The 7,438-nt window shown below is 59.2% G+C and carries 6 protein-coding genes; 1 reads left to right on the top strand and 5 read right to left on the bottom strand.

The window, feature by feature from the left end:
- Positions 1–270: 270 nt before the first annotated feature.
- From D6877_RS12605 to D6877_RS12625, 5 genes are all read right to left on the bottom strand, one after another.
- On the bottom strand, positions 271–1,764 hold the full coding sequence (locus D6877_RS12605) for an acetyl-CoA hydrolase/transferase family protein (protein WP_130910991.1): 1,494 nt from the start codon (positions 1,762–1,764) through the stop codon (positions 271–273).
- A gap of 214 nt (positions 1,765–1,978) precedes the next feature.
- Positions 1,979–3,412 carry an NAD(P)(+) transhydrogenase (Re/Si-specific) subunit beta gene (locus D6877_RS12610; RefSeq protein ID WP_016772296.1) on the bottom strand — a complete coding sequence of 478 codons (1,434 nt, stop codon included), beginning with the start codon at positions 3,410–3,412 and terminating at the stop codon, positions 1,979–1,981.
- Positions 3,412–3,732 (bottom strand): NAD(P) transhydrogenase subunit alpha, encoded by a 321-nt coding sequence (locus D6877_RS12615; RefSeq protein WP_003220416.1) that lies wholly within the window; start codon positions 3,730–3,732, stop codon positions 3,412–3,414. The genes D6877_RS12610 and D6877_RS12615 overlap by 1 nt, the downstream gene beginning before the upstream one ends.
- A gap of 15 nt (positions 3,733–3,747) precedes the next feature.
- The gene (locus tag D6877_RS12620; RefSeq protein WP_130910992.1) at positions 3,748–4,869 is read right to left on the bottom strand and encodes a Re/Si-specific NAD(P)(+) transhydrogenase subunit alpha; all 1,122 of its coding nucleotides are present in this window, start codon (positions 4,867–4,869) and stop codon (positions 3,748–3,750) included.
- Positions 4,870–5,303: 434 nt separating this feature from the next.
- Positions 5,304–6,203, bottom strand: a complete 900-nt coding sequence (locus tag D6877_RS12625; protein ID WP_130910993.1) for a LysR family transcriptional regulator — start codon at positions 6,201–6,203, stop codon at positions 5,304–5,306.
- 157 nt (positions 6,204–6,360) lie between these two features.
- Between D6877_RS12625 and D6877_RS12630 the strand changes: the two genes are divergently transcribed.
- The coding region (locus D6877_RS12630) for an acyl-CoA dehydrogenase (RefSeq protein ID WP_130910994.1) at positions 6,361–7,438 on the top strand (1,078 nt) is incomplete at its 3' end.

Genomic DNA, 7,438 nt, shown 5'->3' on the forward strand with positions numbered 1-7,438 from the left:
CCATGATCCTCTCGTTTGCCTAGTCTCTGTAGATACAGTTCATTTGTATTGTGAGCTAGCAGTTAACTGTTTACGGATGGTGTACGGGTCGAAATTGGGCAAACTGTACCTGTCCGCACTAGATTGGTGCATTTTGACTGGAATTAAGCTATTGAGTAGGACTTTGCTGTAGGAAAGCACCGGTACAGCAGTACAGTTTTCGACGATTCTGCTACTAGCGGAGATCCATCGACGCAAAACTGTGTTTGCCTCGGTGGTTATCTGTGTGAATTACACCGCCAGCATGCGCCCGGTTTCTTCCAGATTCATATGCCAGCTCAAGGCTTCGCGCAGAATATGCGGGGTGTGCCCGCCAATTGCACAGGCAGCGGTGAAGTAATCATTCAGTGCATGGCGAAAGTCCGGATGCACGCAGTTGTCGATGATCACTCGTGCACGCTCCCGTGGCGCCAGGCCACGCAGGTCGGCGAGGCCGACTTCGGTCACCAGGATGTCGACGTCATGCTCGGTATGGTCGACGTGGCTGACCATCGGCACCACGCTGGAAATCGCGCCACCCTTGGCGATCGACTTGGTCACGAATACCGCCAGATGCGCATTGCGCGCGAAGTCGCCGGAGCCGCCGATGCCGTTCATCATCCGCGTGCCGCAGACATGGGTGGAGTTGACGTTGCCGTAGATATCGAACTCCAGCGCGGTGTTGATGCCGATGATGCCCAGACGGCGCACCACTTCCGGGTGATTGGAGATCTCCTGCGGCCGCAGAATCAGTTTGTCCTTGTACTTCTCCAGGTTGCCGAACACGTCGCTGTTGCGCCGCTCGGACAGGGTGATCGAACTGCCCGAGGCGAAGCTCAGCTTGCCGGCATCGATCAGGTCGAAAGTCGAATCCTGGAGCACTTCCGAATACATGGTCAGGTCTTCGAACGGCGAGTCGATCAAGCCGCACATCACCGCGTTGGCGATGTTGCCAATGCCAGCCTGCAGCGGGCCGAGCTTGTTGGTCATGCGGCCGGCCGCAACTTCCTGCTTGAAGAAGGTGATCAGGTGTTCAGCGATAGCGTTGGTATCAACGTCCGGTACCGACACTGTCGACGGCGAGTCCGACTGCTGAGTGATGACAATCGCAACGATCTTCTCCGGCGGAATCGGAATTGCCGTGCTGCCGATGCGATCGTCGACTTTCACCAGCGGGATTGGCGTGCGCGTCGGGCGGTAAGTCGGGATATAGATGTCGTGCAGGCCTTCGAGGTTGGCGTTGTGGGCCAGGTTGATCTCGACGATCACTTGTTTGGCGAAGATCGCGAAGCTGGCCGAGTTGCCCACCGAAGTGGTCGGCACGATATGGCCTTGTTCGGTGATGGCGACTGCCTCGATGACGGCAATGTCCGGCAGCTTTAATTGCTGGTTGCGCAACTGCTCTACCGTTTCCGAGAGATGCTGGTCAATGAACATCACTTCGCCGGCGTTGATGGCCTTGCGCAACGTGCTGTCGACCTGAAACGGCATGCGCCGCGACAGCACGCCGGCCTCGGTCAATTGCTTGTCGAGGTCGTTGCCCAGGCTGGCGCCGGTCATCAGGCTGATCTTCAGCGGTGTGACCTTGGCGCGCTCGGCCAGTGCATGGGGAACGGCCTTGGCTTCGCCGGCGCGGGTGAAACCGCTCATGCCGACGGTCATGCCGTCCTCAATCAGAGCAGCGGCGTCGGCAGCGCTCATCACTTTGTCCAACAACGAAGGCAGGCGAATACGGTCACGGTACATGGATTATTATCTCGGGCAACGAGTAGCAGGATGCGCAGTCTAGTGAATTTGGCCGGCGCCTGTCCCGCTACCAAGGTCGCAAACGAGGCCTCTATTTCGCGGGTTTGCAGTAAAACACCGTTACCGGATCTGCAACAACGCGGCAAATTGTCCAGCTTCTGGTGCAAACAAAAACGCCCCGACAAGTCGGGGCGTTCGCTATTGCAGCGGTGAATTACTCGACCGCTTTGACCATGTCTTCAATGACTTTCTTCGCATCGCCGAAGACCATCATGGTCTTGTCCAGATAGAACAGTTCGTTGTCCAGGCCGGCATAGCCGCTGGCCATCGAGCGCTTGTTGACGATGATGGTCTTGGCCTTGAATGCTTCGAGAATCGGCATGCCGGCAATCGGCGACTTCGGATCGTTCTTCGCGGCCGGGTTGACCACGTCGTTCGCACCGAGCACCAGCACCACGTCGGCTTGGCCGAACTCGGAGTTGATGTCTTCCATTTCGAACACCTGGTCGTAAGGCACTTCGGCCTCGGCGAGCAGGACGTTCATGTGCCCAGGCATGCGACCGGCTACCGGGTGGATCGCGTACTTCACGGTCACGCCGCGATGGGTCAGCTTCTCGGTCAGCTCCTTCAGTGCGTGTTGGGCACGGGCCACTGCCAGGCCGTAACCCGGGACGATGATCACGGTATCGGCGTTGGTCAGCAGGAAGGTTGCGTCATCAGCCGAGCCGGATTTCACCGGGCGTGCTTCCTGCGCACCGGCAGGACCTGCGTCTGCCGTATTGCCGAAACCGCCGAGCAGTACATTAAAGAAGGAGCGGTTCATCGCCTTGCACATGATGTACGAGAGGATCGCACCGCTCGAACCCACCAGCGAGCCGGCAATGATCAGCATCGAGTTGTTCAGCGAGAAACCGATGCCCGCCGCCGCCCAGCCGGAATAGCTGTTGAGCATCGACACCACCACCGGCATGTCGGCGCCGCCGATCGGGATGATGATCAGCACGCCCATCACGAACGCCAGCGCCAGCATCAGCGCGAACGCCGTAAGGTTGCCGGTGAACATGAAGGTCAGGCCGAGAACCAGCGTGGCCAGACCCAGAACCGCATTGAGCTTGTGCTGACCGGCGAACTGTACCGGTGCGCCCTGGAACAGGCGGAACTTGTATTTGCCAGAGAGCTTGCCGAAGGCGATTACCGAACCCGAGAAGGTGATTGCACCGATCGCAGCGCCGAGGAACAGCTCCAGGCGGTTGCCCGCCGGGATCGCATCGCCCAGCTGTTTAACGATACCCAACGACTGCGGCTCGACCACCGCCGCAATGGCAATGAACACCGCCGCGAGGCCGATCATGCTGTGCATGAACGCTACCAGTTCCGGCATCTTGGTCATTTCAACGCGCTTGGCCATGATCGAACCGGCGGTGCCGCCGACCAGCAAGCCAACGATCACATAACCGATGCCAGCCGTGGCCAGTTCAGCGCCCAACTTATAGATGAGGCCGACCGTGGTGATGATTGCCAGCGCCATGCCGAGCATGCCGAACAGGTTGCCGCGCCGCGAAGTGGTCGGGTGCGACAGGCCTTTGAGGGCCTGGATAAAGCAGATCGACGCGATCAGGTAGAGCGTCGTGACGAGATTCATACTCATTACTTCGGCGCCTCTTCTTTTGCTTTCGGGGCTTTCTTCTTGAACATCTCAAGCATGCGGCGGGTGACCAGGAAGCCACCAAACACATTGACCGCCGCCAGTGCCACAGCCAGCGTGCCCATGGTCTTGCCCAGCGGCGTGACGGTCAGCGCAGCGGCGAGCATGGCGCCGACGATCACGATCGCGGAAATGGCATTGGTCACCGCCATCAACGGCGTGTGCAGCGCAGGTGTAACGTTCCAGACCACGTGGTAACCGACATAAATCGCCAGCACGAAGATGATCAGGTTGTAGATACCGGGGGAGATAAGCTCTTCCATCGTCTGAATCCCTGCTTAGGCGTTTTTGCGGATGACTTGGCCGTCGCGGCACATCAGGCACGCGGCGACGATGTCGTCTTCGAGGTTGACGTCGAACTGGCCTTCCTTGGTGAACACCAGCTTGAGGAAGTCCAGCAGGTTGCGTGCGTACAGCGCCGAAGCGTCGGCAGCGACTTCACCGGCGAGGTTGGTCGGGCCGACGATGGTCACACCGTTTTCCACAACGATCTGATCGGCCACGGTCAGCGGGCAGTTGCCACCCTGAGCGGCGGCGAGGTCGATGACCACCGAGCCCGGCTTCATCTGCGCAACGGTCTCGGCGCTGAGCAGTGTCGGCGCCTTGCGGCCCGGAATCAGCGCGGTGGTAATGACGATATCGGCCTGCTTGGCGCGCTCATGCACCGCCTGAGCCTGGCGCTGCATCCAGCTCGCCGGCATCGGCCGCGCATAACCGCCGACACCGACGGCGCATTCGCGCTCTTCATCGGTCTCGTAGGGCACGTCGACGAACTTCGCGCCGAGGGATTCAATCTGTTCCTTCACCGCTGGGCGCACGTCGGACGCCTCGATCACCGCACCCAGGCGTTTCGCCGTGGCAATCGCCTGCAACCCGGCCACGCCTGCGCCAAGAATCAGCACCCGCGCCGCTTTCACGGTGCCCGCAGCAGTCATCAGCATCGGCATGAAGCGTGGGTAATAGTGAGCGGCCAGCAACACCGCTTTGTAGCCGGCGATGTTCGCCTGCGACGACAACACATCAAGACTCTGCGCCCGCGAGGTGCGCGGCGCCGCTTCGAGGGCGAACGCGGTAATGCCGCATTCGGCCATCTTCGCGATGGTCTCGTTGTTGAACGGGTTGAGCATGCCCACCAGCACCGCACCGCGCTTGATCAGCGTCAGTTCGGCATCGCTTGGCGCGACCACTTTGAGAATCAGCTCGGCGCCAAACGCGTCATTGGCGCTGCCAATGCTTGCGCCGGCCGCTTCATAGGCACTGTCGACGACACTGGCTTTGACGCCAGCGCCACTTTGCACAGTGACCTTATGGCCTTGGCTGATCAGCTTCTTGATGGTTTCCGGGGTTGCAGCAACCCGTGTTTCACCGGTCTGGGTTTCGAGGGGAACACCAATGTGCACGTCAAATCTCCTGCGTGATCTTATTGAGTAAACCCATGCACTACGGATGGTGCGACTGGGGCGGCCGATCAGCACGATCCCGCCGAATCGAGGCGGGGCGCGGCATTTTGCAGGCGAACTTTATGCCCTTCAAGGGATTATGACGGGTGACGGAAAATTAACTACAAGTCATGCCGTGACCGAATGTCGCAGATGGCCAGTTGAACCCCTTGCAGGCCGTGCCCTGCATGGATTCTGGTTGAATTTGAAAAAAATTCGCATCGGTGGCGTGAATAGGCAGTAATGAGTCGCCATTAGAGGCTCAAAGCCACGTGTTTGGCAGCTTGTGGGACGTCTGTACGACTTTCGGATACAGTCTGCGCAAAAGCGACAAATAGTTATATTTGTAGGGCTTTGTTTTTTCTGACTACGGGGTTAAGTATTGCGCAGAGCCTTTATTCTTCTAGGCTGTAGCTCTGCGCTTGATTTACCAGCCAGTCGCGAAATGCCTTCAGCGATGCCGATTCGACCTTTCGCTCCGGAATCATCAGGTAATAGGCCTTGATGCTGGAGAGCGCTTGAGGGTTGGCAATCACCAGCCGTTTCTCTGCCAGCTCGCGCTGGATCAGGAACGGCGGAATCAGCGCGACGCCCATGTCGTGCATGGCTGCCTGGGCAAGCATGGAGAATAGCTCGTAGCGTGGACCTGTCATGTCGCGAGGAATATTCAGTTGCTGCGAGTTGAACCATTGGCGCCAGGCGTAAGGTCGGGTGGTCTGCTGCAGCAGCGGTAGCTCGGCGATGGCTTGCGCTGTCAGTTGCTTGCGATCGCCGAGTAGGGCGGGGCTGCATACCGGCATCGGATTCTCGCCCATCAATCTGTGGGATTCGGTACCCGACCAGTCGGCGTCGCCGAAGTAAATCGCGGCATCGAATTCGGTGTCGGCAAACAGGAACGGCCGGGTGCGGTTGGTCAGGTTGACGGTCACTTCCGGGTGCTTGAGCTGAAAGTCCTTGAGTCGCGGCAGCAGCCATTGCGTGCCGAAGGTCGGGACGACGGCGAGCTCGATAACGTTGGTACCCTGCTGGCCCATCACCGAAAGGGTGTCGCGCTCCACCGCATCGAGCTGAGTCGCCACCCGACGACTGTAGGAAAGACCCGCCTCGGTCAGTTTCACTCCACGTCGCGAGCGTCGGAACAGTTCCACGCTGAGGAAGTCTTCAAGGCTGGCGATCTGTCGGCAGATGGCGCCCTGGGTGAGCGACAGCTCTTCAGCGGCCCGGGTAAAGCTCTCATGGCGGGCGGCGGCTTCGAAGCTGATCAGTGCAGCGGTGCTGGGAATTTTCCTGCGCATGTACGTCAACCTCACTAATGCGCCGCATAAAAAGCAATTCACGACGTTTCGGAGTGAGAAATTAGCACAACAGAATGCGAAATCCTCGTTTGCCGCGATGGCGAACCGCGCCTAGGATCAATGCCACGTTAATTCACCAGATTGCGAGGGCACACTCATGGGCGGTAAAGCTAGCTTCAATTGGATCGATCCCCTGCTGCTGGATCAACAGCTCACCGAAGAGGAGCGGATGATCCGCGACACCGCCGCGCAGTTCGCTCAACAGAGCCTGGCGCCGCGTGTACTTGAAGCTTTCCGTCATGAGAAGACCGATCCGGCGATCTTCCGCGAGATGGGCGAAGTCGGCCTGCTCGGCGCGACCATTCCTGAGCAGTACGGTGGCAGCGGTCTGAACTATGTCAGTTACGGCCTGATTGCCCGCGAGGTCGAGCGCGTCGACTCTGGCTATCGCTCGATGATGAGTGTGCAATCCTCGCTGGTGATGGTGCCGATCAACGAATTCGGTACCGAAGCACAGAAACAGAAGTATCTGCCGAAGCTGGCTTCCGGCGAATGGATCGGTTGCTTTGGTCTGACCGAACCGAACCACGGTTCCGATCCGGGCGCGATGATTAGCCGGGCTCGCAAGGTCGATGGCGGCTACAGCCTGACCGGCGCGAAAATGTGGATCACCAACAGCCCGATCGCTGACGTCTTCGTGGTCTGGGCCAAGGACGATGCCGGCGATATCCGTGGCTTCGTTCTGGAGAAAGGCTGGAAAGGTCTGAGCGCTCCGGCGATTCACGGCAAGGTCGGCCTGCGCGCTTCGATCACCGGTGAGATCGTCATGGACAACGTGTTCGTGCCGGAAGAGAACATTTTCCCGGATGTCCGTGGCCTGAAAGGTCCTTTCACCTGCCTCAATTCCGCACGCTATGGCATTTCCTGGGGCGCACTGGGCGCCGCCGAGTTCTGCTGGCACACCGCGCGCCAATACACTTTGGACCGTCAGCAGTTCGGTCGCCCGTTGGCCGCGACGCAACTGGTGCAGAAGAAACTTGCCGACATGCAGACCGAGATCACCCTGGCGCTGCAAGGCTGCCTGCGCTTGGGTCGGATGAAGGATGAAGGCACTGCCGCCGTTGAAATCACTTCGATCATGAAGCGCAACTCCTGTGGCAAGTCGCTGGATATCGCGCGGATGGCGCGGGACATGCTCGGTGGCAATGGCATCTCCGATGAGTTCGGTGTCGCTC

Origin of the sequence: Pseudomonas sp. Sample_9 (genome assembly GCF_004307535.1) — a bacterium.
GTDB lineage: Bacteria > Pseudomonadota > Gammaproteobacteria > Pseudomonadales > Pseudomonadaceae > Aquipseudomonas > Aquipseudomonas mercuritolerans.